Source organism: Pseudomonas sp. FP198 (genome assembly GCF_030687895.1).
Lineage (GTDB): Bacteria > Pseudomonadota > Gammaproteobacteria > Pseudomonadales > Pseudomonadaceae > Aquipseudomonas.
On record NZ_CP117452.1, the window covers coordinates 213,399 to 239,544 of the forward strand.

General features: G+C 62.4%; 28 protein-coding genes and 3 pseudogenes. 18 read left to right on the forward strand and 13 right to left on the reverse strand.

The features are described 5' to 3' along the window. Window positions 1–45 precede the first annotated feature (45 nt). The gene (gene sutA / locus PSH78_RS00985; protein ID WP_007941277.1) at window positions 46–369 is read left to right on the forward strand and encodes a transcriptional regulator SutA; all 324 of its coding nucleotides are present in this window, start codon (window positions 46–48) and stop codon (window positions 367–369) included. Window positions 370–568: 199 nt separating this feature from the next. Here the strand turns inward: sutA and PSH78_RS00990 are convergent, their stop codons facing one another. From PSH78_RS00990 to PSH78_RS01015, 6 genes are read right to left on the reverse strand one after another with little or no spacing between them, the layout of a single operon-like run. Next, complete coding sequence (locus PSH78_RS00990; RefSeq protein WP_305497957.1) at window positions 569–1,273, reverse strand: HAD family hydrolase; 705 nt, start codon at window positions 1,271–1,273, stop codon at window positions 569–571. Next, on the reverse strand, window positions 1,270–2,169 hold the full coding sequence (gene xerC, locus PSH78_RS00995) for a tyrosine recombinase XerC (RefSeq protein ID WP_305497958.1): 900 nt from the start codon (window positions 2,167–2,169) through the stop codon (window positions 1,270–1,272). Before xerC ends, PSH78_RS00990 begins: the two co-directional genes overlap by 4 nt. 2 nt (window positions 2,170–2,171) lie before the next feature. Beyond that, window positions 2,172–2,897: a DUF484 family protein gene (locus tag PSH78_RS01000; RefSeq protein ID WP_305497960.1), complete on the reverse strand. Its 726-nt coding sequence runs from the start codon at window positions 2,895–2,897 to the stop codon at window positions 2,172–2,174. Between the two features lie 12 nt (window positions 2,898–2,909). Beyond that, complete coding sequence (gene dapF, locus PSH78_RS01005) at window positions 2,910–3,740, reverse strand: diaminopimelate epimerase (protein WP_305497961.1); 831 nt, start codon at window positions 3,738–3,740, stop codon at window positions 2,910–2,912. Window positions 3,741–3,744: 4 nt separating this feature from the next. Beyond that, entirely contained in the window at window positions 3,745–4,992 is a 1,248-nt protein-coding gene (gene lysA, locus PSH78_RS01010) for a diaminopimelate decarboxylase (protein ID WP_305497962.1), read from the reverse strand. Between the two features lie 9 nt (window positions 4,993–5,001). Continuing rightward, complete coding sequence (locus PSH78_RS01015) at window positions 5,002–5,172, reverse strand: lipoprotein (protein ID WP_047226132.1); 171 nt, start codon at window positions 5,170–5,172, stop codon at window positions 5,002–5,004. A 184-nt stretch (window positions 5,173–5,356) separates the two neighbouring features. Between PSH78_RS01015 and cyaY the strand changes: the two genes are divergently transcribed. From cyaY to rnk, 3 genes are all read left to right on the forward strand, one after another. Further along, on the forward strand, window positions 5,357–5,689 hold the full coding sequence (gene cyaY / locus PSH78_RS01020) for an iron donor protein CyaY (protein WP_305497963.1): 333 nt from the start codon (window positions 5,357–5,359) through the stop codon (window positions 5,687–5,689). Window positions 5,690–5,693: 4 nt separating this feature from the next. Then, on the forward strand, window positions 5,694–5,912 hold the full coding sequence (locus tag PSH78_RS01025) for a DUF1289 domain-containing protein (protein ID WP_305497964.1): 219 nt from the start codon (window positions 5,694–5,696) through the stop codon (window positions 5,910–5,912). 301 nt (window positions 5,913–6,213) lie between these two features. After that, window positions 6,214–6,624, forward strand: a complete 411-nt coding sequence (rnk, locus tag PSH78_RS01030) for a nucleoside diphosphate kinase regulator (protein ID WP_305497965.1) — start codon at window positions 6,214–6,216, stop codon at window positions 6,622–6,624. A 6-nt stretch (window positions 6,625–6,630) separates the two neighbouring features. On the opposite strand, the gene PSH78_RS01035 is transcribed toward rnk, so the two are convergent. The 3 genes from PSH78_RS01035 to PSH78_RS01045 all read right to left on the reverse strand — a co-directional run bounded on the left by PSH78_RS01035 (window position 6,631) and on the right by PSH78_RS01045 (window position 10,331). Beyond that, a complete protein-coding gene (locus PSH78_RS01035) occupies window positions 6,631–9,474 on the reverse strand; it encodes a class I adenylate cyclase (RefSeq protein WP_305497966.1) in 2,844 nt (947 codons plus the stop codon). A gap of 177 nt (window positions 9,475–9,651) precedes the next feature. Beyond that, window positions 9,652–9,897, reverse strand: coding sequence for a TIGR02647 family protein (locus PSH78_RS01040; protein ID WP_150724924.1), 246 nt, complete (start codon window positions 9,895–9,897; stop codon window positions 9,652–9,654). A gap of 149 nt (window positions 9,898–10,046) precedes the next feature. Beyond that, window positions 10,047–10,331, reverse strand: a complete 285-nt coding sequence (locus PSH78_RS01045; RefSeq protein WP_305497970.1) for a hypothetical protein — start codon at window positions 10,329–10,331, stop codon at window positions 10,047–10,049. A gap of 124 nt (window positions 10,332–10,455) precedes the next feature. Here PSH78_RS01045 and PSH78_RS01050 point away from each other — a divergent pair, with 124 nt between their 5' ends. Beyond that, the gene (locus tag PSH78_RS01050) at window positions 10,456–11,115 is read left to right on the forward strand and encodes a glutathione S-transferase family protein (protein WP_305497972.1); all 660 of its coding nucleotides are present in this window, start codon (window positions 10,456–10,458) and stop codon (window positions 11,113–11,115) included. A gap of 129 nt (window positions 11,116–11,244) precedes the next feature. On the opposite strand, the gene argH is transcribed toward PSH78_RS01050, so the two are convergent. Then, a complete protein-coding gene (gene argH, locus PSH78_RS01055) occupies window positions 11,245–12,639 on the reverse strand; it encodes an argininosuccinate lyase (RefSeq protein WP_305497974.1) in 1,395 nt (464 codons plus the stop codon). 52 nt (window positions 12,640–12,691) lie between these two features. Here argH and PSH78_RS01060 point away from each other — a divergent pair, with 52 nt between their 5' ends. From PSH78_RS01060 to rsd, 9 genes and pseudogenes are all read left to right on the forward strand, one after another. Further along, on the forward strand, window positions 12,692–12,913 hold the full coding sequence (locus PSH78_RS01060) for a hypothetical protein (RefSeq protein ID WP_305497975.1): 222 nt from the start codon (window positions 12,692–12,694) through the stop codon (window positions 12,911–12,913). 43 nt (window positions 12,914–12,956) lie between these two features. Further along, window positions 12,957–13,106, forward strand: a pseudogene (locus tag PSH78_RS26555) (sensor histidine kinase); the annotation flags it as partial. Then, window positions 13,103–13,849: a LytTR family DNA-binding domain-containing protein gene (locus tag PSH78_RS01065; protein WP_305497976.1), complete on the forward strand. Its 747-nt coding sequence runs from the start codon at window positions 13,103–13,105 to the stop codon at window positions 13,847–13,849. The pseudogene PSH78_RS26555 and the gene PSH78_RS01065, both read left to right, overlap by 4 nt. 127 nt (window positions 13,850–13,976) lie before the next feature. Beyond that, window positions 13,977–14,918 (forward strand): hydroxymethylbilane synthase, encoded by a 942-nt coding sequence (hemC, locus tag PSH78_RS01070; protein ID WP_305497977.1) that lies wholly within the window; start codon window positions 13,977–13,979, stop codon window positions 14,916–14,918. Beyond that, a pseudogene (locus PSH78_RS01075) lies at window positions 14,915–15,661 on the forward strand (uroporphyrinogen-III synthase); the annotation flags it as partial. The gene hemC and the pseudogene PSH78_RS01075, both read left to right, overlap by 4 nt. A gap of 36 nt (window positions 15,662–15,697) precedes the next feature. After that, window positions 15,698–16,828, forward strand: coding sequence for a uroporphyrinogen-III C-methyltransferase (locus tag PSH78_RS01080; protein ID WP_305501432.1), 1,131 nt, complete (start codon window positions 15,698–15,700; stop codon window positions 16,826–16,828). Next, complete coding sequence (locus PSH78_RS01085) at window positions 16,825–18,060, forward strand: heme biosynthesis protein HemY (RefSeq protein WP_305497979.1); 1,236 nt, start codon at window positions 16,825–16,827, stop codon at window positions 18,058–18,060. Before PSH78_RS01080 ends, PSH78_RS01085 begins: the two co-directional genes overlap by 4 nt. A gap of 252 nt (window positions 18,061–18,312) precedes the next feature. Further along, window positions 18,313–18,856, forward strand: a pseudogene (locus tag PSH78_RS01090) (disulfide bond formation protein B). A gap of 164 nt (window positions 18,857–19,020) precedes the next feature. Next, window positions 19,021–19,479 carry a sigma D regulator gene (rsd, locus tag PSH78_RS01095; protein ID WP_305497980.1) on the forward strand — a complete coding sequence of 153 codons (459 nt, stop codon included), beginning with the start codon at window positions 19,021–19,023 and terminating at the stop codon, window positions 19,477–19,479. 57 nt (window positions 19,480–19,536) lie between these two features. Here the strand turns inward: rsd and PSH78_RS01100 are convergent, their stop codons facing one another. After that, window positions 19,537–20,202: an FKBP-type peptidyl-prolyl cis-trans isomerase gene (locus PSH78_RS01100; protein ID WP_305497981.1), complete on the reverse strand. Its 666-nt coding sequence runs from the start codon at window positions 20,200–20,202 to the stop codon at window positions 19,537–19,539. Window positions 20,203–20,395: 193 nt separating this feature from the next. Between PSH78_RS01100 and PSH78_RS01105 the strand changes: the two genes are divergently transcribed. Then, the gene (locus PSH78_RS01105) at window positions 20,396–21,526 is read left to right on the forward strand and encodes an AlgP family protein (protein ID WP_305497982.1); all 1,131 of its coding nucleotides are present in this window, start codon (window positions 20,396–20,398) and stop codon (window positions 21,524–21,526) included. On the opposite strand, the gene PSH78_RS01110 is transcribed toward PSH78_RS01105, so the two are convergent. After that, window positions 21,523–21,987, reverse strand: a complete 465-nt coding sequence (locus tag PSH78_RS01110) for a TIGR02444 family protein (protein ID WP_305497983.1) — start codon at window positions 21,985–21,987, stop codon at window positions 21,523–21,525. The two genes, PSH78_RS01105 and PSH78_RS01110, sit on opposite strands and share 4 nt — an antisense overlap. Window positions 21,988–22,037: 50 nt before the next feature. On the opposite strand from PSH78_RS01110, the gene PSH78_RS01115 reads away from it, so the two are divergent. The 3 genes from PSH78_RS01115 to rhtB all read left to right on the forward strand — a co-directional run bounded on the left by PSH78_RS01115 (window position 22,038) and on the right by rhtB (window position 25,256). Beyond that, window positions 22,038–23,948, forward strand: a complete 1,911-nt coding sequence (locus PSH78_RS01115; RefSeq protein ID WP_305497984.1) for an ATP-binding cassette domain-containing protein — start codon at window positions 22,038–22,040, stop codon at window positions 23,946–23,948. Next, window positions 23,948–24,529, forward strand: coding sequence for a mechanosensitive ion channel family protein (locus PSH78_RS01120; RefSeq protein ID WP_305497985.1), 582 nt, complete (start codon window positions 23,948–23,950; stop codon window positions 24,527–24,529). The genes PSH78_RS01115 and PSH78_RS01120 overlap by 1 nt, the downstream gene beginning before the upstream one ends. A 94-nt stretch (window positions 24,530–24,623) precedes the next feature. Continuing rightward, window positions 24,624–25,256: a homoserine/homoserine lactone efflux protein gene (rhtB, locus tag PSH78_RS01125; protein ID WP_305497986.1), complete on the forward strand. Its 633-nt coding sequence runs from the start codon at window positions 24,624–24,626 to the stop codon at window positions 25,254–25,256. A 143-nt stretch (window positions 25,257–25,399) separates the two neighbouring features. Here the strand turns inward: rhtB and PSH78_RS01130 are convergent, their stop codons facing one another. Then, window positions 25,400–26,143 (reverse strand): penicillin-binding protein activator LpoB, encoded by a 744-nt coding sequence (locus tag PSH78_RS01130; RefSeq protein WP_305497988.1) that lies wholly within the window; start codon window positions 26,141–26,143, stop codon window positions 25,400–25,402. Between the last annotated feature and the right edge of the window lie 3 nt (window positions 26,144–26,146).

The window sequence follows — 26,146 nt, forward strand, 5'->3', positions numbered from 1 at the left end:
GCTGGGCTATAACTAATCTGCTTTTCGCAAGTCATGAGGTAGAACATGAGCGACGATGATCTGGAAAACGACGACCTCGAAGTAGGTGATGAAGACGAGGCCGAAGAAGGCCTCGAAGCGGCGGCTGAAGACGTCGCTGACGATGACGGTGCCGATGTTCCGGTCCCGACCGCCAAAGGCAAGGCCAAGGCGGCGGTATCGGTCGACGAGTTGCCGAGCGTAGAGGCCAAGAACAAGGAGCGTGATGCGCTCGCCAAGGCCATGGAGGAATTCCTGGCCCGGGGTGGCAAGGTGCAGGAAGTGGAGGCCAATGTGGTCGCCGATCCGCCCAAGAAGCCTGACAACAAGTACGGCAGCCGCCCGATCTGAGTATCTGCCCTTGCTTGCTGAAAAAGCCCGCCGTCGCTGCGGGCTTTTTCATGGGTCGGATAAAGTTCAGGGGCCGCACACCGATCCTGTGGGAGCGAGCTTGCTCGCGATAGCGGTGGGTCTGTTGACATCGATGTGGGATCTGCCGCCGCCTTCGCGAGCGGGCTCCCACGCAGGCGGCGTTGTGGTTGTCGGGGGCTCAGCGCGGGTTATGCCATCCGGCCAACAACCCCGGCAGTTCGGTCAGGCTGCGGATTTCTGCATCCGGCGCATGGTCGGCATCCCACGCCTTGCCTGTCGGGTTGAACCACACTGCGCGCAGGCCGGCCTGTTGGGCGCCGGCGATGTCGTCGCCCGGGTGATCGCCGATGTGCACGGCGGTCTGCGCGGTGGCGCCGCCGCGTTGCAGGGCTTCGTGAAACAGTCGGGCGTCGGGTTTGGCGATGCCGATATCTTCGGCGCACAGAGCGAACTTGAAATAATCCGCCAGCCCCAGGCGCCGCACGTCGGCATTGCCATTGGTGACGACGCCAAGGGCGTAGTCATTGGCGAGCAATTCCAGGGTCGGCTGCACCTCGGGAAAGACCTCCAGTTGATGGCGGGCATGCAAGAAGGCCTCGAATCCCTGGTCTGCCAGCTCCGAAGCCCGCCATTGGTCATAGCCGGCGTCTTGCAGCGCCCGGAACAGCACGCGTCGGCGCAAGGCACTGATGCGGTGCTTGAGGTCCGGCTCTTCGCTGAGCACTTGCGTGCGGATCGCCCACAAGCGCTCCACCGGAAAGTCGCCCAGGTCCGGTGCGTTATCGGTCAGCCACTGACGTAATACGGCTTCGGCGCTGGCGATCACCGGGGCGGTGTCCCACAGGGTGTCGTCCAGGTCGAAAGTGATGAGTTCGATGGTCATGATTCGTCGCCCTTGATGCGTTTGGCCCTGGGGTGGGCACTGTCATAGACCGTCGCCAGGTGTTGGAAATCCAGATGGGTATAGATCTGGGTGGTCTTGATGTCCGAGTGGCCGAGCAGTTCCTGGACGGCGCGCAGGTCCTGGGACGATTCGAGCAGGTGGCTGGCGAACGAATGTCGCAGCATGTGTGGATGCAGGTTCTGCCCAAGTTCGCGCTCACCGGCAGCCTTGACCCGCAGTTGTATCGCTCGCGGTCCGAGGCGCCGGCCTTGCTGGCTGACGAAGACCGCATCATCGGCCGGGTTGGCCATTGCCCGGAGCGGCAGCCACAGTTCCAAGGCTTCCCGGGCCTTGCGGCCGATGGGCAGCAGGCGCGTCTTGCTGCCCTTGCCGTGCACCTGGACCATGCCGTCGGCCAGGTCCAGTTGTTCCAGATCCAGCCCGGTCAGCTCCGAAAGCCGCAGGCCCGAGGAGTAGAACAGCTCCAGGATTGCCTGGTCTCGTCGCGCCAGGAAGTCATCCTCGACGGCGCCCTCCAGCAATTGCAAGGCGCGGTCGGTGTCGAGGGTCTTGGGCAGCCGGCGCTCGCCCTTTGGCGGTGCCAGGCCGGTGGCCGGGTCGTGGTCGCAAAGGCCTTCACGGTTGAGGTACTGGTACAAGCCGCGCACCGCCGACAACAGTCGCGCCAGGCTGCGGGAGGATTGCCCTTGTTGATGCAGGCGGGCAATCAGGCTGCGCAGGCGTTGGATGTCCAGGGCCGACCAGCTGTCGATATTCTGTTTCTGGCACCAGCCTAGGACCTTTTCGAGGTCGCGGCGATAGGCCGACAAGGTGTGAGGCGACACCTGGCGCTCACTGCGCAGGTGCTCGCAGTAGGCGTCCAGTTGCCGTTCCATCGTCAGCGTACCGAGCGCAGCGAACCGGCAACCCGTGGCAGCACGCGGCCGGTGACTTCGGCGATATAACTCAGGAACAATGTGCCGACCGAGCTCTTGTAGTGCTGCGGGTCGCGGCTGGCGATGGCCAGCACGCCGTGCACGCCCTGGTGGGCAATGGCGACGACGGCCGTAGAGCCGATCTGCTTGCGTTGTTCTTCGCCGAACAGGAAATCCAGCTCATGTTCGCGCAGGCTGCCGCTGACGCTTTTGTTTTCCGTGAGCAGGCCACCGATGGCGGTCTGCGCTTCGGCGTGAGTCACCCAGCGACCCACCGGCATGGCGTTGTCGCCAAACAGGATGAGGCTGACAAAAGGCACCTGGAAATCCTGGCGCAGGCTGTCCTCGACGCTCATCACCAGGTCTTCCAGGGTGCTGGCGTCCATCAACGCGAGGATCAGGCGACGGGTCTTGTCGAAGAGCCGGTCGTTGTCGCGCGCCACGTCCATCAGGTGCGAAAGGCGGTGGCGCATTTCGATGTTGCGTTCGCGCAGGATCTTCATCTGGTGCTCCACCAGCGACACGGTATCGCCGCGCCGATGAGGGATGCGCATCGTCGAAAGCAGGTCTTCATGCTCGACGAAAAAGTCCGGATGGGCCTCCAGGTAAGCGGCCACGGCTGCGGCTTCCGGGTTCTGGCTCGGGGATTCGTCGGGCTGCGGGGCTGGAACCTGAGGTTTATCGGTCATGGTTTGGCTCACTCAAAGACGAACTTGTCCTTCGTATACGCGTACGGCCGGGCCGGTCATCATCACCGGCTGGCCAGGGCCTGCCCATTCGATGGACAGGCGCCCGCCGGGCAGGTCGATCAGCAATGGCGAATCCATCCACCCCTGGCTGATCGCGGCGACGGCCGCAGCGCAGGCGCCGGTGCCGCAAGCCTGGGTTTCCCCGGCGCCGCGTTCCCAGACGCGCAGTTGCGCGCGATGCCGATCGATGACCTGCAGGAAGCCGACGTTCACCCGCGCCGGGAAGCGCGGATGATGCTCGATCTTCGGCCCCAGCTCGTGCACGGGCGCACTGTTTATATCATCCACCCGCAGCACGGCATGGGGGTTGCCCATGGACACCGCCGCCAGTTCCACCGGCGTACCGTCGACGTCGACGGTATAGCTCAGGGCCTGGGCCGGTGCCTGGAACGGAATGTCCGCCGGAACCAGGCGTGGGGCGCCCATGTTGACGCCGATCTGGCCGTCGCTGCGGACATCCAGCTCGATGATGCCGCTTTTGGTCTCGACGCGAATCTGCCGTTTGGCAGTCAAGCGCTTGTCCAGCACGAAGCGGGCGAAACAGCGCGCACCGTTGCCGCATTGCTCCACTTCGGAACCGTCGGCATTGAAGATCCGGTAGCGGAAATCCACGTCCGGGTTGTTCGGCGCCTCGACGATCAGCAACTGGTCGAAACCGATGCCGGTGTGGCGGTCGCCCCATTGCTTGGCGTGCTTGGGCAGGATGTGCGCGTGCTGGCTGACCAGGTCGAGGACCATGAAGTCATTGCCCAGGCCGTGCATCTTGGTAAAACGCAGCAGCATGGTATTACTCCGGCAACAGGCTTTCGCCGGCAAACAGCTCGGCTACCGTCTCGCGGCGGCGCACTTCGAATGCCTGATCACCGTCCACCAGCACCTCGGCGCAACGGCCGCGGGTGTTGTAGTTGGAACTCATGACAAACCCGTAGGCACCCGCCGAATGCACGGCCAGCAGATCGCCTTCTTCCAGCGCCAGCTCCCGACCCTTGGCCAGGAAGTCGCCGGTTTCGCAGATCGGCCCGACGATGTCGTAGGCGCGGGCCGCGGTATCGCGTGGGCGCACCGCGGTGACATCCATCCAGGCCTGGTACAGCGCCGGACGGATCAGGTCGTTCATGGCCGCGTCGACGATGGCGAAATCCTTGTGCTCGGTGTGCTTGAGGTACTCGACCTCAGTCAGCAGCACGCCGGCATTGGCGACGATGTAGCGACCCGGCTCGAACATCAGCGCCAGGTCGCGGCCTTCGAGGCGCTCGCGCACGGTCGTGATGTAGTCCGCCACCAATGGCGGCTCTTCGTCGCGATAACGCACGCCGACACCGCCGCCCAGGTCGATGTGACGCAGGTAGATGCCGCAGTCGCCGAGGCGATCGACCAGCGCCAGCAGGCGGTCGAGGGCATCGATGAACGGTTCGAGCGTGGTCAGTTGCGAGCCGATATGGCAATCGACGCCCAACACTTCCAGGTTCGGCAGCTGGGCTGCGCGCACGTACACGTCCTCGGCGTCGGCAATCGCGATGCCGAACTTGTTTTCCTTGAGGCCAGTGGAAATGTACGGATGGGTGCCGGCGTCGACGTCCGGGTTCACGCGCAAGGAAACCGGTGCGCGCACGCCCAGCTCGGCGGCGACGACTTGCAGTCGCTCCAGCTCGTCGGTCGATTCGATGTTGAAGCAATGCACACCGACTTGCAGCGCGCGGCGCATGTCTTCGCGGGTCTTGCCGACACCGGAGAACACGATCTTGTCGGCGCTGCCACCCGCGGCCAGCACACGCTCCAGCTCGCCACCGGAGACGATGTCGAAACCCGCGCCAAGGCGCGCCAGGACGTTGAGCACGCCCAGGTTCGAGTTGGCTTTTACCGCGAAGCACACCAGGTGCGGCATGCCTTCGAGGGCATCGGCGAAGGTGCGGTACTGGGCTTCGATATGGGCACGGGAATAGACGTAGGTCGGCGTGCCGAAACGTTCGGCTATCGCGGACAGGGCAACCCCTTCCGCGAACAGCTCCCCGCCACGGTAGTTAAAAGCGTCCATGGCGGTCCCTTAGTAAGTGGTGTGGGTGTCGTGCGCGTGTGACTTGGATTGCGACGACTTGGCCTGCTCTTCAGGGGACTTGCTGTCATCAGGCAGGTACAGCGGACCTTTTTGACCACAGGCTGTCACAAGGCAGGCAACCGCGACGAGCGCAGCAAGGGAAGAGATCAGGCGCTTCATGGCGAAATCCTTGAAAATGCGTTAATTGCGCCGGAGTATACCGGCCACCCGTCAGCTTGCCTATGCAACGGGGCGCCCGTCCGGCGGCGCTGGTTGTCTCAACCGGTATATCCTTTGCAATCGCCGGGAAGCGTCCGTATCTTGCGGCGCTTGAGCATGAGCAGACATTTTCGAGGTTGCCGCAATGAGTTTGACTGAAGCCCGTTTCCACGACCTGGTCGATGCGACCCAGCAAACGCTGGAGGATATCTTCGACGACAGCGACATGGATATCGACCTGGAAAGCTCCGCTGGTGTGCTGACCGTCAAGTTCGAGAACGGTAGCCAGCTGATCTTCAGCCGCCAGGAACCGTTGCGGCAGTTGTGGCTGGCGGCGGTGTCCGGTGGTTTTCACTTCGACTATGACGAGGAAAGCGAGCGCTGGATGTGCGACAAGAGCGAAGAGCAGCTGGGCGAGATGCTCGAACGCATCGTCAAGCAGCAGGCGGGCGCTGAGCTCGATTTCGAAGGGCTGTGACCGCGTGAGCCAGCCAGCCCCGGCGCGGCCACCCAAGCCGCTCTACAGCAACGTCAGCCCCGCCGTTCCGTCGCCTTGCACCAGCGTGTGCAAGCTGGATGAGCAGAAGGTCTGCCTCGGTTGTTTCCGGCACGTGGAAGATATCCGCGAATGGCGCTCGGCGGATGATGAGCGCCGGCGGGTGATCTGTGCCGAGGCGGCCAAACGCAAGTCTTTGTCATGAGTCTGTGGCGAGGGGATTTATCCCCGCTGGGCTGCGAAGCAGCCCCAAGAGAAGCTCGGCACGATCTGCCTGACACACCTAGGCCACAGGTTCAGGGCCGCTTCGCGCCCCAGCGGGGATAAATCCCCTCGCCACAGTTATCTGTTTCTCCATTGCAATGCGCAAAAACCATCCGGGTTGTATATTTTTTGAGCTGTGTTAGTGTCCAGCAACGCCTCAACTCATCGAGGCGCGTGAAAACCCCGTCTTATGTGGCGGGGTTTTGCTTTTTTCGTGCAGAAGAAAGGAGTCTGCCTGGATCATGACCGCACCTTCCATCACCCTGACTCGCCTGGACGTACAACGTCTGGAGCGCTTGATCGACAGCCTGGATGACACGCTTCCCGGTGTGATCGCGTTGCAAACCGAACTGGATCGCGCCGAGACACTGGTCGGCCACGATGAAGTGCCCGCCGATGTCGTGACCATGAATTCGCGCGTGCACTGCCGCGAGGAAAGCAGCGGCAAGGATTACCATCTGACGCTGGTCTACCCGAAGGACGCCAACGCCGACGAGGGCCGGATTTCGATCCTGGCTCCGGTGGGCAGTGCCTTGCTGGGCTTGAAGGTGGGGCAGCACATCGACTGGCCGGCGCCGGGTGGCAAGACCTTGAAGCTGACCTTGCTGGAAGTCGAGTCCCAGCCGGCCAATGGCGGTGATTTCCCGTCCTGAACCCCGTCAGACCTGATTCAATGCTTCGTTCAGTGCGCGCTCCAGGTCGGCCTTGTAGCGCAGGAACAAAATGCTTGGGCAAGCACTGTCGCCGACCAGGCCGGAGAGGTCCAGGTCGGTGATATAGCAGCGGTAGCGTTCGGCGTCGCGGCGCTGCCCGACGATTTCCCTGGCGACCACGTGAAACAGCTGGTCGCCATGCTCCAGTTCAGAAAACTCCCGCTGGTCGCAATAAAGAGTGACGTGCACTTGCCCGTGCGCCGCTTTGCCGATGATCGCCTGTACGTCGTAGAACGGCTTGTTGACCGGCGTCTGCGGCGCCTGCCGTGATTCGACCCGCCGGGCCCGGCCGTTACCCGAAGGCAGGAGCTGGTAATAAAGGACTTCCAGGGTCAGCGGCTGGGTAGCGTCCATCGGCAGCAAGGCGTCGCGGCGATACAGCACCGACTGCAGGAAGCGCTGCAGCGGCACCAGCAGGCTTTGTTCATCGTGATAAGGCAGGCGCTGCTGCCACAACGCGTTGAATTCATCGAGCACATACAGCTCCGCTTCTTCCTCGTAGACCCGGTAGAACACCTGGATGCACTCGGGCTGGCCCATAGGCAGGATCAGGGCCGCGTCGTGTTCTTCCATGGCCATCGCGTCCAGATGCAGCGGGCTGTACGCCGTCAACTCTTCGCCCAGGTAGTCCATCAACGCCGGCAGGCTGCTCAACGCCACATGGTTGACCTGGCCGGGCACCAGCTCCAGCACGTGATAATGCTGCTGGACCTGAAGCAGGTAGCGGTAGTTGAGTTTGCTCAGCAGCAAGGTCTGGGCGGTCTCGATGACTTCTTCAACCCGTCGCGCGATGAATTGCGCACGGTTGTGGCAGAAGCAGCGCACCTGCAAGCGTGGCTGGCGCTGCATGACGGGCAAGTCGTTGAGGTAGTCGCGCAGGCAATCGAGCAGGGCGTGCTCGCCGTCGAACCGGTTGACCAGCACTTCATTCCAGCTGTTGAGCGTGACCTGGTCGAGGGTCAATACCAGGTTTTCGCGGACACCGGCGTAGCTCAAGGAGTCGGTGCGCTCGGTGGTCATCAGGATGTTCAAGTCGCGGTGATGCTTGAGCGGGTCGACGCCGACGTTCACCAGGATCAGCACTTCGCTGGGTACGCTGGCATGCAGCAGCTGTTCTTCATCAACCGTGGCCAGGGGCAGGGCGATGGACTGTTGCAGGCTGCCCAGCAGGTTGAACAGCTCGAACTCGCTCAGGTCGCTGTCGCCGGGGTGCAGCGCCAGGCGCGTGCTGCTGTCGATCACGCCGTTGCGGTGGCTCCAGGTGAGCAATTCGAGCAATTCGCGGCTGCGCTTGATCGGCGCGAAGTTCTCCCATTCCAAGGCATTCAGGCTGCCGTTGTACAAACCCCACTGGTTCTGCCCCGGCTCTTTCTTGTTCGGCGACTGGACCAGGGTCAGGGTGTCTTCGGCCAGGTCCGGGGCGATCCCGGGATTGATGAACTCGACCTTGTCGGCCTTGCGCTCGAAGGCCGCATACAGCCGTCGGCCAAGGACATTGAGGTCGCGCTTGTTGATCAGGCTGACGGTCTTTTCAGTGCGGGCGAACTGGGTCAGGAAGCGATAGCTGTAGGTCAGCTCGTTGACCAATGCGCGCCGCTCATTACTGACCTGACGGACCTTCCATTGGCTGCGGCTGTCGAGCAACGCGAGTTGGCGTTGATCCCAGCCCCAGTCCCGCGCCAGGCGTTCAAGCAGGTTGCGTTGCCAGCCGCTGCTGCGGGCGTGGCCAGTGAGCTTGCGATTGACCTTCAGGTACAGCGCGCGGCGGATCAGCTCCAGGCGTTCCGGTTCGCCACGGGCGTTGAGGTATTCCTCGAGACGGCGGTAAATCACCATGTACGGGTCGAGCTCGTCCAGGTCCAGGCGATTGGCGAACACCGCCTGCTTGAAGCGCAGGCTCAGGCAGCGCACGTCCGGGTGTTCGCTGGCGTAGACCTCGGTCAGCAACAGTTTGAGCACGGATTTGTAGGGCGACTCGATGCCCTTGAACAGCTGCCAGAGGCCGGCGCCGATGAATTCCCCCGGCGGGATGTAGGCCAGATGCCCGAGGTCGAGGGTTTCGTCAGCGCGGATGAAGCGCTTGGAAATCAGCGTGTGGGTGTATTGCTGATAGTTCTCTTCTTCATAGACCGGCACCAGCCACCAGATCGGCGTGCGTCCGGCCAGCCAGATGGCGGTGCGGTAGAACTCGTCCAGCAACAGATAATGCTGGGTGGTGCCGCAGTCATCGGAGCTGAGCTGGTTGTCCCGTTCGCCGCGGACGAATCGCGCCGGGTCGATGAGGAAAAAGTGAGCCTCGGCGCCCTGGGTGGCGGCCCAGATTTCCAGCAGCTGGCATTTCTTGCGTAGCTCGGCGAGCTCATCGTCGCTCAGGTCCGGGCCGTGACACACCCACACATCCATGTCGCTCTGGTCGGCCTGGGCGAGCGTGCCGAGGCTGCCCATCAGGAACAGGCCGAGGATGGGCCGCGGAGGGTTGCTGCCATGGCGCGGCTTATACGAAAACGAGCGGGTCAGCCGCTGGGCCTCGGCGAGGACATTGGCGTCGGGCTCGTAATTCGACAACCCGGCGGGCGTGCTGCCGGAGACATAGCCGGGCAGCAGTGGATGGTTGACGTGAAAGAACAGCGGAAGCAGCGTCAATACGCCCTGCTGGCGAGTCGACAACCCTTCGAGGGCGCGCTCCATGCGGCCGGTATTGAGCTTGAGGAAACGCGCGCGTAACTGGCTCAGGACCTTGCGGTCGATTCCCTGGTCCAGATCGGGGCGTATTTCGTGATTGCGGGTCATGTCAGCTCAAACCGGCTCGCGGCGTCGCACGTGGGGAAGCACAAGTGATGGCAGGTTAGCGCCCGAATCGTGGAATTCTTGAGCTGAAAATGATTTTGACGTCAGGATTTTTACGAAAGAAGCCTGTGCGCCTGCGGAAACCCCGAGGCAAAGGGATTTCCGTGGGCGAGGAGGAGATCAGGCGGTTTCTTCGGCGCGGAGTATCGTCAGGACAGTTTGCACATTTTGCGCGGCATCACGCCCCAGGCTGGTCAGATAACCGCCATCGGGTTGGTCTATCAGGTCTTTTTCGAACAGGCGCTTGGCAGCGGCGATGGCTTTCGGGGCAGCGGTCTGATGAATTTTCAGGCCTTCCTGGGAACTGTCCAGGTTGAAGAGTGCAAGGATTTCCAGTTCGGCAACCAGCTCAGGGGTAAGCGACATAAGGACTCCAGACTTTCTAGGAATTTGGTCGACAGCGTCACTAAGGTGAGCGCACTCGGCCGAGCTGTCCAGTGCCGGAGTCATGCTTTTTTGTTTTTTGTAGCAAGTCCAGGCATTCCCTCACCACAAGAGCAGCGTTGCCTGTCGGGTCATTTCTTTTCCGGCGGCAGCTCGGGCAGGGCACGCAGGGCGGCTTCGTACCATTCGGTATTGAACGGGCGGTCTTCTTCCAGGATCGCGTCGATTTCCACCGCCAGCACGTGGGCCATCAGGTTGAGGATTTCTTCACGCTCATAACCGACCAGGGTCAACTTGTTGAAGGTGGCCTTGGCCGCTGGCGGGTTGTCGCTTTCGATCTGGTTCTCGATGGCCTGGATCAGCGTGGATTCGACGAATTCTTCTTCGTCATGTTCGATATCGCTTGGCTCGCTCATGGCAGCCTCCTGTAGAAAAGGCCGCCAGTTTACCTGCATTCAGCAGCGTGATGCGCCTGGCGCGAAGTGTCCCGCCGGTCTATAACCCAAGGCTGCCAACCCCGCACGGCCTGGAGGCTATGGAATGCTCAAGCTTTATGGTTTTTCTGTCAGCAATTATTACAACATGGTCAAGCTGGCGCTGCTGGAGAAGGGGCTGCCCTTCGAAGAGGTCCAGTTCTTTGGCGCCCAGACCCCGGAAGCCCTGGCCATCAGCCCGCGCGGCAAGGTGCCGGTATTGAAGACCGAGCAGGGCTTTATCAACGAGACCAGCGTCATTCTGGAATATATCGAGCAAACCCAGCCGGGCAAGGCCCTGCTGCCCAGCGACCCGTTCGAGCGCGCCCAGGTGCTGGCCTTGTGCCGGGAAATCGAGTTGTACATCGAGCTGCCGGGGCGTGCCTGCTATCCCGAAGCGTTTTTTGGCATGGTGGTGCCCGAGGCGATCAAGGACAAGGCCAAGGGCGAGTTATTGCTCGGGTTTGCCTCGCTTGGCCGGCACGGGAAATTCTCGCCTTATGTGGCGGGCGACAGCCTGAGCATTGCCGACCTGTATTTCTACTACAGCCTTTCGCTGGCCTTGCCGGTGGGCAAGAAGGTTTTCGATATCGACTTGCTGGCAGAGATGCCGAAGGCCAGGGCCTTGATGGAGCTGCTGGGGCAAAATCCGCACGTGCAGCGGATTGCGGCGGATCGAGAGGCTGAAATGCCGGCGTTCCTGGCGAAGATTGCTGCCAGGAAGTAAGGTTCTGGCGCCTTGAGGACGCCTTCGCGAGCAGGCTCGCTCCCACAGTGGATCTTCAGTGAACACAAAGTCTTGTGAACATGGAGAACCAGTGTGGGAGCGAGCCTGCTCGCGAAGCTTCGGTTTGGCTTATCGGCCGGCGAGAAGCGCCTGGCCACGAACGACCGCCGCTTTTACCTGCGCCGGCGCCGTACCGCCAACATGATCACGGGCATTGACCGAGCCTTCCAGCGTCAACACGGCGAACACGTCCTGCTCGATCTGGTCGCTGAACTGGCGCAGTTCTTCCAGGCTCATTTCCGCCAGGTCCTTGCCGTTGTCGACGCCGTACTTCACGGCATGGCCGACAATCTCATGGCAGTCACGGAACGGCAGGCCACGACGGACCAGGTAATCGGCCAGGTCGGTGGCGGTGGAGAAGCCGCGCAGGGCCGCTTCGCGCATGACCGCATGCTTGGGCTTGATGGCCGGGATCATGTCGGCGAACGCGCGTAGCGAATCGCGCAAGGTATCGGCGGCGTCGAACAGCGGCTCCTTGTCCTCCTGATTGTCCTTGTTGTAGGCCAGTGGCTGGCCTTTCATCAGGGTCAGCAGGCCCATCAGCGCGCCGAATACCCGGCCGCTCTTGCCCCTTACCAGCTCCGGCACGTCGGGGTTTTTCTTTTGCGGCATGATCGAGCTGCCGGTGCAGAAACGGTCGGGCAGATCGATGAACTGGAATTGCGCGCTGGTCCACAGCACCAGCTCTTCGGAGAAGCGCGACAGGTGCATCATCGCGATGCTCGCGGCGGAGCAGAATTCGATGGCGAAGTCGCGGTCCGAAACGTTATCCAGCGAGTTGCCGCCCACCGCATCGAAGCCCAGCAGTTGCGCGGTGTATTCACGGTCGATCGGATAGGTCGTGCCGGCCAGCGCGGCGCTGCCCAGGGGCATGCGATTGGTGCGTTTGCGGCAGTCGACCAGGCGCTCGTAGTCGCGGCTGAGCATCTCGAACCAGGCCAGCATGTGATGCCCAAACGTTACAGGTTGCGCGGTTTGCAAGTGCGTGAAGCCCGGCATGATGCTCCCGGCCTCGCGCTCGGCCTGTTCCAGCAGGCCTTTTTGCAGGCGGGTGATCTCAGCCAGGATCAGGTCGATTTCATCGCGCAGCCATAAGCGGATGTCAGTGGCGACCTGGTCGTTGCGGCTGCGACCGGTGTGCAGCTTCTTGCCGGTTACGCCGATGCGATCGGTCAGGCGCGCTTCGATGTTCATGTGCACGTCTTCAAGGTCCACGCGCCAGTCGAACTGGCCTGCCTCGATCTCGCCCTGGATGGTCTTCAGGCCATCGATGATGCTGTCGCGCTCGGCATCGGTCAGCACGCCGACCTTGGCCAGCATGGTGGCGTGGGCAATCGAGCCCATGATGTCGTGGCGATACAGGCGCTGGTCAAAGTTGACGGAGGCGGTGAAGCGGGCGACGAAAGCGTCGACGGGTTCACTGAAGCGGCCGCCCCAGGACTGATTGGTCTTGTCAGTGCTCATGAATTCGCTCGTGATCGGCTGAAGAAAAAATTAGCGGTTAAGGCTGCGGCGGATGATAGCAGGGTTGCCGGGGCTGGCGCTGGCAATGGTCGGCAGGTTTTTTACCCGGAAAAGCCAGGCATTTGCCGGGTTTTTGCACAACGATATTTTTCGATTGAGCAATATCGTCGCGGCAACCGTCTACAGTGGACGTAGGGCTTTGCTTTTTCATCCTGGACGCATCGGACGCACCAAAAAAATGGGGGGTGCTCATATTGATCAGATCGAGTGTTAACAGTCCCTGTGGCGACGTTGTGCGACAACAGGCCTCGAGCTCCGGTAGGCAAGCGCTGGTAAAGATAGGCAACCACCTCGCGGCACTTTTTGGCCCTCGGACGAGTCTTAGCGTGGATCGCGGTGACGGATGTCACTTCCCCTGTCTACGCTATCCTTGTGCGAGACTCACGCAGGAATCCAGCGCAATATGAATGTCCTGATCGTTGACGACGAACCACTGGTCCGCGAGCGCCTGAGCCGAATGCTTGGCGAACTCGAGGGTTACAGTGTCCTGGAGCCGAGCGCCACCAATGGCGAAGAGGCGTTGGCCCTAATCGACAGCCACAAGCCGGATATCGTGCTGCTCGACATCCGCATGCCTGGCCTGGACGGGCTGCAGGTCGCGGCCAAGCTGTGCGAGCGCGAGTCGCCTCCCGCGGTGGTGTTCTGTACCACCCGGGACGATTTTCCTCCGGAGGTGTTGCAGGCCGGTGCCGTGGGCTATCTGATCAAGCCGGTTTCCGTCGAGGCGCTGGAAGAAGCGTTGCGCAAGGCCGAGCGACCGAACCGCGTGCAACTGGCGGCGCTTACCCGCCCGGCCGCCGAGAGCGGCAGCGGCCCGCGCAGCCATATCAGCGCACGGACCCGAAAAGGTATCGAGCTGATTCCGTTGAACCAGGTGGTCTACTTCATTGCCGACCACAAATACGTGACCTTGCGCCACGAAAGCGGAGAAGTGCTGCTGGACGAGCCGCTCAAGGCGCTGGAGGACGAGTTCGGCGAACGGTTTGTACGCATCCACCGCAACGCCTTGGTGGCTCGCGAGCGTATCGAGCGTTTGCAACGCACCCCCCTCGGGCACTTCCAGCTTTACCTCAAGGGGCTCAATGGCGACGCGCTGATCGTTAGCCGGCGGCATGTGGCGGGCGTGCGCAAGATGATGCAACAGCTTTAGCGTGGCGTCCCGCAGCGTTCCATCTCCAGGATTGGCGGCCAGGGAGGCCTTTGCGTCGTGATTCAAGTCAAAGCGGATTTGGCTGAGCTGTTATTATCTGCCGTATCTTTTAAGTACGGATTGATCCATGTCCCCTCGCGAGATCCGCATCGCCACCCGTAAAAGCGCCTTGGCTCTCTGGCAGGCCGAGTACGTCAAAACCCGCCTGGAAGCGGCCCACCCTGGCCTGATCGTATCGCTGGTGCCGATGGTCAGTCGCGGTGACAAACTGCTCGATTCGCCACTGTCGAAGATTGGTGGCAAGGGCCTGTTCGTCAAGGAGCTGGAAACCGCCCTGCTGGACAACGAAGCCGACATCGCCGTGCACTCGATGAAAGATGTGCCCATGGACTTCCCCGAAGGCCTGGGCCTTTTTTGCATCTGCGAGCGGGAAGACCCGCGTGATGCGTTTGTCTCCAACAGCTTTTCCAGTCTTGAAGCATTGCCTCCGGGAAGTGTGGTCGGCACTTCCAGCCTGCGTCGCCAGGCGCAGTTGCTGGCGCGGCGTCCGGACCTGCAGATCCGCTTCCTGCGCGGCAACGTCAACACGCGCTTGGCCAAGCTCGATGCTGGCGAATACGACGCGATCATCCTCGCCGCCGCCGGCCTGATCCGGCTCGGGTTTGAAGATCGCATCACCTCGGCCATCAGCGTCGATGACAGCCTGCCGGCCGGTGGGCAAGGCGCGGTGGGCATCGAATGCCGTAGCGCCGACAGCGAAATCCATGCGCTGCTGGCGCCGCTGCACCACGACGACACCGCCACGCGGGTCTTCGCCGAACGCGCCCTGAACAAGCATCTGAACGGCGGATGCCAGGTGCCGATTGCCTGCTACGCCGTGCTCGAAGGCGATCAGGTCTGGCTGCGTGGCCTGGTGGGCGATCCCAGCGGCGGCCAACTGCTCAGCGCCCAGGCCCGAGCACCGCGCCGCGATGCCGAGGCGCTGGGCGTGCGGGTGGCCGAAGACCTGCTGAGCCAGGGCGCCGATGACATCCTCAAGAAAGTCTACGGCGAGGCTGGCCACGCGTGACGGGCTGGCGGCTGCTGCTGACCCGGCCGACGGACGAATCGGCGGCCCTGGCGGCTGTGCTGGCGGATGCGGGGATCTACAGCAGCAGCCTGCCGCTGCTGGATATCGAGCCGGTCCCGGTGACCGAATCCGGGCAGGCGATCCTCCTTGAATTGAATCAGTATTGCGCCGTGATCGTGGTCAGCAAGCCCGCCGCGCGCTTGTGTGTGGAGCTGCTGCGTCAGTATTGGCCGCAACCTCCGGTCTTGCCATGGTTCAGCGTGGGCGCCGCAACCGGACAGATTCTTGCCGATGCCGGCCTAAGCGTGTTTTATCCCGATAACGGCGACGACAGCGAAGCCTTGCTTGAGCTCGGGCCGTTGCGCCAGGCTATCGACCGGCCCGATCCCCGTGTCTTGATCGTCCGTGGTGAGGGTGGGCGCGGCTTGCTGGCAGAGCGTTTGCGCGAGCAAGGTGCTAGTGTCGACTATCTTGAGCTGTACCGGCGCGGCCTGCCGCAATACGCCGAGGGCGAACTGCCGGCCAGGGTCGAAGCGGAACGCTTGAACGCGCTGGTGGTCAGCAGTGGGCAGGGCTTCGAGCATCTGCGCCGGCTCGCCGGTGAAGCGTGGCCCGCCCTGGCGCGGCTGCCGTTGTTCGTTCCAAGCCCCAGGGTCGCCGACATGGCGCGTGCCGCCGGGGCCCGGACAGTTATTGATTGCCGTGGCGCCAGCGCCGCGGCTTTGCTGGCGGCATTACGGGAACAATCCGTGCCGTTTTCCAATGCAAAGGATGGATACGTGAGCGAAACAGCCTTGCCAAAAGATCAGGACCAGCCAGCACTCGATGCACCGCTTGAAACGGCGCCGCCGATAGCACCGCGGCGCGGCAACGGGCTGGCGATTGTCGCGTTGTTGTTGGGGGCTGCCGGCGTCGCCGTGGGTGGCTGGGGTGTATGGCAAGTGCGTCATCTGCAAGCCAGCACCCAGCAGCAATCCGCGCAGGTCCAGTCGCTCAACGACCAGGCCCAGGGCCTCAAGCTCAATGAGCAACGCCTGAGCGCGCGTCTGGAGCAATTGCCTCCGGCCGAAGAACTGGAGGAGCGCCGCCGCCAGGTTGCCCAGTTGCAAGGCGACCAGCAGCGTCTCAACCAGCGCCTGGAAACCGTGCTGGGTGCCAGCCGCAAGGATTGGCGCCTGGCCGAAGCCGAGCATTTGTTGCGCCTGGCCAGCCTGCGTCTTTCCGCCCTGCAGGACATCAGCAGTGCCCAGGCGCTGGTGCAGGGTGCCGACGAGATCCTGCGCGAGCAGAACGACCCGGGCTCGTTCGCTGCCCGCGAACAATTGGCCAAGACCCTCGCTGCGCTGCGCAGCACCGAGCAGCCGGATCGCACCGGGCTGTTCCTGCAACTGGGTGCCTTGCGTGACCAGGTGCTACAGCTGACCGAGCTTGCGCCCGAATACAAGGACCGTGGCGAGTCGCTGCTGGGGCTGACGAGCGACGGCGATGGTGCCAGTCGCTGGGCACAGTGGTGGGATCGGATCTCGCGTTATATCCGCATCGATTTCAACGCCGATGAAAACGTCCGTCCGCTCCTGGCCGGGCAGAGCCTGGTCCAGGTGCGCCTGGCCTTGAGCCTGGCCCTGGAGCAGGCGCAATGGGCGGCGCTCAATGGCCAAGCGGCGGTGTACACCCAGGCGCTGGCCGAGGCGCGTGACGTGCTCAGGAACAACTTCAACCAGGACAATCCGCAAAGCAGGATCATGCTCGAGCGGGTTGGCGAGTTGAGCAAGTTGCCGGTGACGGTGGTCACGCCGGACCTGACCGGCACTCTGAGCGCCGTCCAGGCCTACCTCGAGCGCCGCAACCTGAATGCTGAAGACTCGGTCAAGCCGCTGCCCAAGGCGGGCGGGCAGGAGACCGCGCCATGAAACGTCTCTACGTGATTCTGTTCGTGGTCATCGCGGTCGCAGCCTTGCTGGGCGTGGCGATTTCCGAGCATTCGGGTTACGTGCTGGTGGCGTACAAGAGCTTCCGCTACGAAGCCGGCCTGTGGGTCACCCTCGCACTGATCGCGGTGATCTGGTTGTTGTGGCGCGCAGTGTTTGCTCTGGTCGGGCTGGTAACCACGTCCACTGGCGTGGTCAACCCGTGGTCGCGACGCAACCGCAGTCGTCGCGTACAAGTTGCAATCGAACATGGCCAGCTGGACCTGGCCGAAGGCCGTTGGGCCAGCGCCCAGCGGCATCTTCACCGCGCCGCCGAAGCCGAGCGCCAGCCTTTGTTGTATTACCTCGGCGCCGCCCGCGCGGCCAATGAACAAGGCCTCTATGAGCAAAGCGACAGCCTGCTTGAGCGCGCCCTGGAGCGGCAGCCCCAGGCCGAGCTGGCCATCGCCTTGACTCACGCCCAGTTGCAGACGGACCGGGGTGACACCGACGGTGCGTTGAGCACGCTGCAAGCCATGCATGAACGCCATCCTCACAATGCCCAGACCCTGCGTCAGTTGCAGCGCTTGCACCAGCAGCGCGGTGACTGGTCGGCGGTGATCCGGCTGTTGCCGGAGCTGCGCAAGGACAAGGTCCTGCCGCCCGCCGAACTGGCTGAGCTGGAACGGCGGGCCTGGGGTGAAAATCTCACCTTGGCTGCCCATCGCGAAGCTGACGGAAGCGTCGGCTTGCAATCGCTTGATCGGGCCTGGCAACAGCTCACCTCAGCCCAGCGCCAGGAACCGGCAATGGTGCTCGCCTATGCCGAGCAACTTCGTCAGCTGGGCGCCCAGGCGCAGGCTGAGGAGGTGTTGCGGGTTGCGCTCAAACGACACTATGACAGCCACCTGGCGCGTTTGTACGGACTGGTTCGCGGCGCTGACCCGAGCCGCCAGTTGCAAGCGGCCGAGGGCTGGCTCAAGGAGCATCCGAATGATCCGAGCCTGCTCCTGACGCTGGGGCGTCTGTGCTTGCAAAACAGCTTGTGGGGCAAGGCGCGGGATTATCTCGAAAGCAGCCTGCGCATCCAGCGCAACCCTGAGGCCTGTGCCGAACTGGCCCGCTTGCTGGCGCAACTGGGCGATGCGGAGCGCAGCAACCAGTTATTCCAAGAGGGGTTGGGGCTGCTGGACGAGCGCTTGCTGGCGGCACCCTTGCCGGTTCCGAGCACTTGAATTGCCAATGAATCATCGTGGCGAGGAAGCTTGCTTCCTTGCCGCAATTCCATCCCGTCGAGGGTGAATTGTGTCCGTTATGCGGCCGCTGAAGCTCTCTTCAGTAAAATCCTACAGCCTGCTGCGCCAAGTCCCGTGGTGCTTGTCGGGTATTCCCTACATCTTTGACGAAGTCTCCGCAACGCCTCGTCTTGAAAGGTCCGAGGGCTTTCCTCTACCGTAACCGCTTGTCTTTTCTGTTACGGAACCGCCATGTCTTTGGCCAGCTCTCGCTCTCTGTTTCTCCTGGCTTCCATCGCCGCGGCTCTGGTTTTGGGGATCACGTTTTACCTGGAATATGCGGTCGGTCTGACCCCGTGCAGCCTGTGCATTTTGCAGCGGTTATGCCTGACGCTGTTCCTGATGACCTGTCTTGCCGCTTGCGTGCATGGCCCGGGTCTCGGGGGAAGCGTTGTGTATGCGGCGGTGAGCGTGGTCTTCGTCTCGGGAGGGCTGGCGCTGGCGTGGTATCACGTCCTTGCGCAGAGCGATTCGATCGAGCTGTTGCCCCAAGCTCAGGGGCGCCGATCTGTGGTGGCACGCCATGCATCGCGCGCTTGACGGAGCGATCGATTGCACGAGCGTCTCTTGGACGCTGTTTCGTCTGAGCATCCCTGAATGGAGCCTGCTGTTTTTTATCGCGCTCTTCATCTCGATGACTTATCTGCTGCTGCGCCTGGCCTGGAATGCCCTGGTGCCACCGCTCGGCGACGAGACGTCGCAGTTGGTCCGAAGGCTGGATCAAACACTTGTATGAACTTTATAGCCTGCGTACCTTGAAGCAGTTGTCGTGCGGGCATAATCTGGCCGGCACGTATCATTGGAATCATGCCACTCGATCTAGTTGTGTCTGGCTCGTTCCTGGTCATCCAGGTGTGCTCCAGACTGCGAGGGGTGTGACTCAGAAGGGAAGAAATCACCATGCTCGAAAGTTGTCAGAATGCTCAGGAACGCTGGGGTGGGGTGCATCTGCTGATCGACCGCTGGTTGCAGGAGCGTCATGAACTGGTTCGAGCCTATGATGCTCTTGGCGACAAGCCTGAAGCACTGAGTGAAAGTCGCAAGCCTTTGCAGGAATTTTGCGGTGTGCTGGTGGACTATGTGTCGGCCGGTCATTTCGAGATCTACGAGCAACTGACGGGCGAGGCCAAGGCCTTCAATGACAAACGCGGCCTCGAACTGGCCGATACGATTTATCCGCGCATCGATGTCATCACCGAGAAGCTGTTGGCCTTCAATGACCTCTGCGATGAAGGTAAATGCGTAGCGGAAAAATTCAAGGAACTGGGCGGTTTGTTGCATGAGCGTTTCGAGCTGGAGGATTGCCTGATCGAGGTGCTGCACAACGCCCACAAGGAAGAGGCTACCGCCCAGGCTTGAGGGCTTGGCGGTGACAGGAAACGGTGCGCTTTGCGCGCCGTTTTTCGTTTAACGGCTTCAGGTCGTTGCGCCCAGCAATTCAATTTCGAACACCAGCGGCGTGAAGGGTGGAATCACGTCCCCGGCACCTTCGGCGCCATAGGCCAGGGCCGAAGGAATCACCAATCGCCACTTCGCGCCCACCGGCATCTGCGGCAGTGCGCTGCGCCACCCGTCAATCACGCTGTCAAGATTGAACCACTGCGCCTGATGGTTGGAATCGAATACGGTGCCGTCCGGCAATTGACCGACATACCGCACCTGGACCTTGCCGTGGGGGCCGGCCTTCGCGCCGCTGCCTGGCTTGAGTTCGGTGAGCAGGATGCCGTCCGACAATTGCTGGACGCCCGGCCGGCCTTTTTCCTCATCGAGAAATTTCCGCTCGCTCTTCAGCGCCATTTGCGTTTGCGGCGTGGACGACTGCGCCAGGAGTTGCGCCTGATGTTCGGCCAGGATCCGTTCGATGCGTTCATCTGCCAGGGCCAACGGTTTACCCAGATAGGCCTGCTGCAGGCCTTCGACAAGCGCCTGGATCTGCAGGTCCGGCACGTCCTGACGCAGGCGCTCGCCAAGGCTCGCGCCGAGGCTGTAGGCCAGGTCGCGACCGTCGTTGGGATCGGATTTTTCAGCGGCCTGAGCCAGGGAGCAAACCATGCAAAGAAACAAAAAAAGGTGACGCGACATGTGTACGTTCTCCGCCCTCGATTCGAGGGATTATGCCAGTGTCGATAACGCTCAACGCGATTTGTCCTGGCAGTGCTGCAGACTATTTTTTGCCTCGTGCAACGCAACGCCTTGTGTAGTGTCAACATGCCCTAGCGGCGGTTGCAGCAGAGGTCTAGTATGAGCCGCACTCACGTCAGTCAGGAGGTAAACCATGTCGGCCACCAAGAAGCCTGTAAACACTCCGTTGCACTTGCTCCAACAATTGTCGGGCAGCTTGCTCGAGCATCTGGAAAATGCCTGCTCCCAAGCTCTGGCTGATGCTGAAAAACTGCTCGCCAAGCTGGAAAAACAGCGCGGCAAGGCGCAGGAAAAACTGCACAAGTCGCGAACCAAGCTGCAAGACGCGGCAACCGCCGGCAAGGCCAAGGCACAAACCAAGGCCAAGGATGCCGTGAAGGAGCTCGAAGACCTGCTCGATGCCTTGAAGGATCGTCAATCCGAAACCCGCGCTTACATCCTGCAACTCAAGCGTGATGCCCAGGAAAGCCTGAAGCTGGCCCAAGGTGTCGGTCGCGTTCAAGAAGCCGCCGGCAAGGCGCTGAGCCTTCGCGCGGCCAAGCCTGCCGCTGTATCGGCCAAGAAGCCGGCGGCTAAACCTGTCGCGGCAAAAACTGCGGCCAAGGCGCCCGTCAAGCCAGCCGCCAAAGTTGCCAGCAAGCCGGCTGCCAAACCAGCCGTGAAACCAGTCGCTGCCAGCGCTGCAAAACCTGCGGCGAAAAAACCGGCCGTGAAAGCAACTGCCAAGCCTGCCGTTAAAGCTCCTGCTGCCAAGCCTGTTGCCGCCAAACCAGCCGCAAAAGTTGCCGCCAAGCCTGCCGCTAAAACCGTTGCTGCCAAACCCGCTGCGACGAAGACCGCCGCTGCCAAGCCTGCTGCGAAAGTGGCGGCCAAACCTGCTGCCGCGAAGCCGGCCGCCAAGGCTGCCGCTGCCAAGCCCGCTGCCGCCAAGCCTGCTGTCAAATCGGCGGCCAAGCCGATTGCTGCTGCCAAGGCTCCCGTCAAAGCACCTGTAAAGGCCGTGGCAAAACCCGCAGCAGCCAAACCAGCCGCCAAGCCCGCAACGGCCAAGCCGGCCGCTGCAAAGCCTGCAGCCAAACCCGCTGCGAAGCCTGCCGTGAAAAAGCCTGCTGCTGCAAAACCGGCGACGACTCCGGTTGCCAAGCCTGCCGCGCCAGCACCAGCGGCCGCAGTGACGCCTGCGCCAACGGCCAGCACGCCGGCACCAGCGGTGAACCCAAGCGTAACCACCGCGCCGAGCACCACTCCACCCCGCGCTTCCTAAGGGGTAACTGCCGCGACGCGCAGCCGATGCAGCGCGTCGCGGTTGGTTTGGCCGGCATTCGCCACCAGCCTCTGCAGCCACTGCGCTGTCGCTTCATCCTGGCCCTTGGGCCAGTCTCCCGCCGTGGCTTCCAGCCGCTCCAGCAATTGTCGTTCGGCTTCCAGCTCCAGTTTCTTGATCTGTTCGCGCAGGCCACCCAGCCCGGCGTCATGAAGGGCAAGGTCTTTCCATTGTGTGCGCAACGTCCGCAATGGCTGGACGACGGCTGCGTCCCAGGGGCCGGCCACCTGCCGAAGCTGCTGCAATCTCTGCTCATCACAGGTGACCCCGCGTTGTTCCAGCCACAGCCCGCAAAGCACCAGGCAGACGTTCGCGCCTTCTGCCTGCAAGGCCAGGCACGCCGCTTCCACGCCAGGCCTGGCATAAAGGTTGATCGAAAAGCTCCACAGATCAGAGGACATCGTGCTACTCGCGCCAGTTGCGAGCGAAGCTGGTAGACTCCGCCGCCATTATGATTCGACTTCAGAACCTGACTTTACAGCGTGGCCCGCAACGTCTGCTAGAAGACGCCGAGCTGACCCTGCACGCCGGCCACAAAGCCGGCCTCATCGGTGCCAACGGCGCCGGCAAATCGAGCCTGTTCGCTTTGCTGCGCGGCGAGTTGCACCCCGACTCCGGCGATTGCTTCCTGCCGGCGGATTGGCGCATCGCCCACATGCGTCAGGAGGTCGATACGCTCGAACGCCTGGCCGTGGATTATGTGCTCGATGGCGACCTGCGTCTGCGTGAGGTGCAACGCGATCTCGCCGCGGCCGAAGCCGCCCATGACGGTGCCGCCCAGGCGCGCCTGCACTCGGAGCTCGACAGTGCCGACGGCTACACTGCGGACGCCCGGGCGCGAAAATTGTTGGCCGGCCTGGGCTTTACCAATGAACAGATGGACCGTCAGGTCGGCGACTTCTCCGGTGGCTGGCGGATGCGCCTGAACCTGGCGCAAGCCCTGATGTGTCCGTCGGACCTGCTGCTGCTCGACGAGCCGACCAACCACCTGGATCTGGATGCGATCATCTGGCTCGAAGACTGGCTCAAGAGTTACCCCGGTACACTGCTGCTGATTTCCCACGACCGCGACTTCCTCGACGCCGTGGTGGATCACGTAGCCCATGTCGACCAGCGCAAGCTCACCTTGTACCGCGGTGGCTACAGTGCCTTCGAGCGTGCCCGGGCCGAACGTCTGGCCCAGCAACAGCAGGCCTACGAGAAGCAACAAGCGCAACGTGCGCACATGGAAAGCTACATCGCCCGCTTCAAGGCCCAGGCTACCAAGGCCCGCCAGGCCCAGAGCCGGATCAAGGCGCTGGAGCGGATGGAAGAACTGTCGGCGGCCCACGTCGACTCGCCATTCGATTTTGTCTTCCGCGAATCGAGCAAGATCTCCAGTCCGCTGATCGACCTGTCCGACGCGCGCCTGGGCTACGGCGACAAGACCGTACTGGAGAAGGTCAAGCTGCAACTGACCCCAGGCGCGCGGATCGGTCTGCTGGGACCCAACGGTGCCGGCAAGTCGACCCTGATCAAGAACCTCTCTGGCGAGCTCCAGCCCTTGGCCGGACGCTTGACGCGCGGCGAAAACACGGTGGTCGGCTACTTCGCCCAGCATCAGTTGGACTCGCTCGATGCCAAGGCCAGCCCGCTGTTGCATCTGCAACGCCTGGCGCCGACCGAACGTGAACAGACTTTGCGCGATTTCCTCGGTGGTTTCGACTTTCGCGGTGCGCGTATCGACGAGCCGGTGCTGAATTTCTCCGGTGGCGAGAAGGCGCGCCTGGCGCTGGCGTTGATCGCCTGGGACCGGCCGAACCTGTTGCTGCTCGACGAGCCGACCAACCACCTGGACCTGGAGATGCGCCTAGCCCTGACCATGGCCTTGCAAGAGTTCAGCGGCGCGGTGCTGGTGGTCTCCCACGACCGGCATTTGCTCAAGAGCACCACGGACAACTTCTTCCTGGTGGCCGACGGCAAGGTCGAGGAGTTCGATGGCGATCTCGAAGACTATGCGCGCTGGCTGGTGGAATATCGCCAGCGCAACGCACCGGTCAGCAGCACTCCGGTGAACCCGGACAAAACCGACAAGAAGGCCCAGCGCCAGGCCGCGGCAGCATTGCGTCAGCAGTTGGCGCCGCACAAGCGCGAGGCCGACAAGCTCGAAGTCGAGTTGGGCAAGCTGCATGAAAAGCTGCAGAAAATCGAAACCAGCCTTGGCGACAGCGGTCTCTACGAGGCAGCGCGCAAGGACGAGCTGCGTGATCTGCTGGCTGAACAGGCCAGGCTGAAAGTTCGAGAAGCGGAACTTGAGGAGGCGTGGATGCAAGCCCTGGAGTTGCTGGAAAACCTGCAAGCGGAGCTGGAGGCGTTGTCCTGATGGAAGCGTTGTCCCTGCCTATACCCGTCATGTGGATCGAGCCGATCTGGCTCGGTGTGCAAATCCTGCTGATTCTGTTGGTCGGTTATGTTGCCCAGCGTGTCGTCGCGCGCTTCCTCACGGGGCTCGGTGAACGTTACCCACTGCCGCCCCAATTGGTGATCATCCTGCGCGGTGTGCTGCGCTGGCTGATCATGGGCAGCGCGGTACTGGTGGCGCTCGAACGCCTCGGCGTTTCGGCCACGGTGCTGTGGACCGCGCTGTCGGGGTTCGTTGCCGTTGCGGCGGTGGCGTTCTTCGCCATCTGGAGCGTGCTGTCGAACCTGCTCTGCGCCATTCTGATCTACACCGTCGGGCCGTTCCGCCTGGGTGACGTGGTCGAGCTGGTCGAGGCCACCGACAAGCCTGGGATCAAGGGGCGGGTGGTGGCGATCAACCTGCTCTACACCACCTTGATCGAACCCGAGGAGCTCGGTACCGGCAGCTCCATGGTGCAGGTGCCCAACAGCCTGTTCTTCCAGCGTTCGGTCCGGCGCTGGCGCGGCAGCGAAGCGTTTCCGGTCGGCGGTTTCGTCGAATAGTCCGAAACCTGGGCGGGTTCTGAAAAAAACGGTGGTTATCCGCACGGCGGCGCATTAGCTTATTCGTTTCGACGGAACTGAGCCGAGGTGTGCGATGTTGCTGGAAACGTGGCTGGCGTTCTTCGCCGCCTGCTGGGTCATCAGCCTTTCGCCGGGCGCCGGTGCCATTGCATCGATGTCCAGCGGTCTGCAATACGGTTTCTGGCGTGGCTACTGGAACGCCCTGGGCCTGCAATTGGGGCTGGCGTTGCAGATCGTGATTGTCGCCGCCGGTGTCGGCGCGATTCTCACCGCGTCGGCTACCGCCTTCTACGCAATCAAGTGGTTCGGCGTGGCGTACCTGGTCTATCTGGGCGTCAAGCAATGGCGGGCCATTCCCGCAGACCTTAGCGACGACGCGGCGGTGCGCCCCATCGGCAAGCCCCTGGCTTTGGTGTTCCGCGGTTTCCTGGTGAACATCAGCAACCCCAAGGCGCTGGTATTCATGCTCGCGGTGCTGCCGCAGTTCATCGATCCCCATGCCCCGTTGGTCAAGCAATACCTGATCCTGGGCGTGACCATGATCTGCGTCGACCTCATTGTCATGGCCGGGTACACCGGGCTGGCATCCAAGGTCCTGCGTTTGCTGCGCACCCCGAAACAGCAACGGCGGATGAACCGGACCTTCGCCGGCCTGTTCATCGGCGCGGCAGGTCTGCTGGCGACGATTCGCCGGGCCGCGGTGTAACGAAAAATTTGTGCTAGGACGCTTCTGTGGCGAGGGAGCTTGCTCCCGCTGGGCTGCGTAGCAGCCCCAAAAGAGGCGGTCGCTACGCAACCGAGCGGGAGCAAGCTCCCTCGCCACGAAAGGCGCTTACTTGGCAATGCGCTTCAGCGCAGTATCACCGGCGCGGTATCCCTCGGCAGGTTATTGCGCTGCACCGGCTCGCCAGGCTGTTCATGGCTCGGGCCACCGAGCTGCTCGCTCAACTGCCGCGCCACGTCTTCACCCAACGCCTTGGACACTTCGCGCACGACCCGTGGGCGATTGAGGCTGATACGCACGTCCCGGTGGTTCAACAGCTTGGTGTCCTGGCCCTCGCCCATGGCGGTGAAGGCCGAGGTGATTTCATAGGTCTTGGTGTTGATCAGGCTGAAATCCGCCACCAGCGACAGTGCAAGCACCGCCGAGTAGCTGTCGGCAGTGCCCAGCTCGTTGATGTCCCGAGTGAAATCGATGTCCGACACGGTGCCGAACAGCACATAGTCGGCGCCCTTGAAATGCCCGGCCTTGATTCGCTTGATCACGTCGTAGACATCGCCCGTGGACGATGCGGTGTGCGGCGTGCCCTGCACCAGCTGGAACATCCCGCTGCGCAGGATCTCGCCCTTGATGTCGCCAGTGAACTTGCGCAGTTCGCCTTGCTCGATGTAGCTGCTGGTCGCTTCCATCTCTTCGTAGCTCGACGACGCGCTGGCGCTGTACGGGTTCGCCTGGAAGTTGCTCTGGGCCGAAACGGTGTGGATGTATTCTTCCACGCGTTGCTGGTACGCCAGGTCAGTCACTGCGACTCTTGGGGCCGCCTGCGCACTGAATGCGCAGGCCAGGGCCATGATGCCGATCCATGTACGCATGGC